Annotated in this window: 1 protein-coding gene; it reads right to left on the bottom strand. The window is 70.6% G+C overall.

The features are described 5' to 3' along the window. Nucleotides 1-2114, bottom strand: a 2114-nt coding sequence (locus DBR12_RS12470; protein WP_369861544.1) for a DNA internalization-related competence protein ComEC/Rec2, incomplete at its 3' end; no start/stop codon positions are given. Between the last annotated feature and the right edge of the window lie 12 nt (nt 2115-2126).

Genomic DNA, 2126 nt, shown 5'->3' with positions numbered 1-2126 from the left:
GTGTTGGGGCGCGGGGGGCGGGGTACCGGGGCGTCATCCCCCGCCAGCGGGTGCAGCACCTCGAAGGCAACACCGTCCCATTCCCAGCGCTGGCCCGCGAGACAGGGCCTGGCAGCGCGCAGGGCCTGCAAGCCGTGGTCGGCCTCTATGGAGCCGGTGAGTTCGGCCCGGGGCTGCTGCGCCAGCACCGCCGCTGCGCCGCCCGTATGGTCGGCATCGCGGTGGCTGAGCATGAGCACATCCAACCGCTCGCCCACAGCACGCAGCAGCGGCACCAGCACACGATGGCCCGCGTCGCTCTCGCGGCTGAAACGGGGCCCCGCGTCGTAGAGCAGGCTGTGGGTGGCCGTACGCACCAGCACCGCGTTGCCCTGGCCGATGTCGGCCGCCAGCAGCTCGAACTGGCCCGGCGCAGGCCGCGCGGGCTGCCACCAGAACACCGGCAACAGCAAAGGCAGCGCCAGCAGCCGCAAGCGCCAAGGCAGCCGCATGGCCAGCAGAGCACCTCCCACCACGGCAGCCACACCCGCCCACAGGGGGGCGGCGGGCAAAAACAACATCGCCCCCGGCCACTGCGCCAGCCACTGCAGCCACGCGGTAAGGGGCCACAAGCTCCAGGCCGCCAGGTTCCACAGCGGCCCCCACACCACACCGCCCAACGCCAGGGGCGTCACCACCAGCGTGACCCACGGGATCGCCACCAGGTTGGCCACCCACCCCACCACCGACACCTGGCCAAACAGCAGCAGGCTCAGGGGCGTGAGCGCCAGCGTAACCACCCACTGCTCACGAAAAAGTGCAAATAAATGTCTCTTTGCGCCTGATCCATCTACCTTTTCAGCTATTGAATTAGTAGCAAACAGCACACCCACAGCCACAAAACTCAGCCAGAAACCTGCCTGCGCCAACGCCCAGGGGTCTGCCAGCACCACGGCGGCACAGGCCAGCAGCCACACCTGGGGCCAGGGCCAGCGCAGCCCGATCCACTGCAGCAATGCCACAGTGCTCAGCATGATGACGGTACGCTGCGCAGGCACGCCCCAGCCGCTGAAAAGCGCATAGGCGCTGGCCAGAAAAACGCCAGCCAGCAGTGCCGCCGACGGCGCAGGCACCCACAGGCACAAGCGCGTGGAACGCCGCCACAGCGCCCGCACCACCCCGGCCGCCAGCCAGGCAAACAGCGTGATGTGCAGCCCCGAAATGCTCATGAGGTGCGCTACGCCCGTGGCGCGGAACATGTCCCAGTCCGCACGGTCGATGGCACGCTGGTCACCCGTCACCAAAGCCGCCACCACGCCCGCAATGCGTGCACGGCCCGTGTCGCCGGCCTCGTCTGCACCCCGGCCCAGGCGGTCCAGGATGGCATCGCGCACACTTTGGCGCGCCTGCTCTACCGGGTGCTGCCAGGTGGTGGCCTGGCGGCGCGGTGGCTCGTCTTTCGGGCCCGCGCGCACATAGCCGGTGGCCTGCACGCCCTGCTCCCAGGTCCACAGCTCAAAGTCAAACCCATGGGGATTGCGCAGGCCGTGGGGCGCTTTCAACCGCACCGTCATCTCCCAGCGCTCCCCCGCGCGCACCGGGGCGGGTTGGCGCTGCAGGTCCACGGCATCGCCCGCATCGCGGACAAAAGCGCCGCCGTACCAGGCGACCTCGATCCGAGGCGGTAACTGCACAGGGTTGCCCTGCAGCCGCGCGGACAGGACCTCCAGGCGCAGCCGGGTGCCCGCCTCATTGGTCTGCGGCATGGCCGACACCACCCCGGTCACGCGGATGTCCTGCCCCTCCAGCGCCGGGTCCAGGCCCTGCTGCAGATAGGCCGTGGCCCGCAAGCCACTGACAGCCGCCATGGCCATCGCCCCGGCCAGCAGCACCAGCACCGCCGCCGTAGCAGCGCGCGCCCGGGCATGGCGCACCGCCCCCGGGCGGCGTGGGCGGTTGGCGGCAACCCCGCACCAGCCCACCACCAGCGCGGAGCACAACAGTGCGACATAGGCGCCAGCGCTCCACAAGCCGGGTTGCTGCAACTGCAGTGCCGCCCCCGCCAACACCCCCAGCAGCAGGGCCGGCAGCCGCCACGGCAGGGCGGGCTGCAGCCACTCACCCGCCCCGGGCAATCCGTCGGGGCC

It is taken from the genome of Acidovorax sp. HMWF029 (assembly GCF_003060895.1).
Classification (GTDB): Bacteria; Pseudomonadota; Gammaproteobacteria; order Burkholderiales; family Burkholderiaceae_C; genus Acidovorax.
This window is presented reverse-complemented; position numbering and strand designations above follow the sequence as displayed.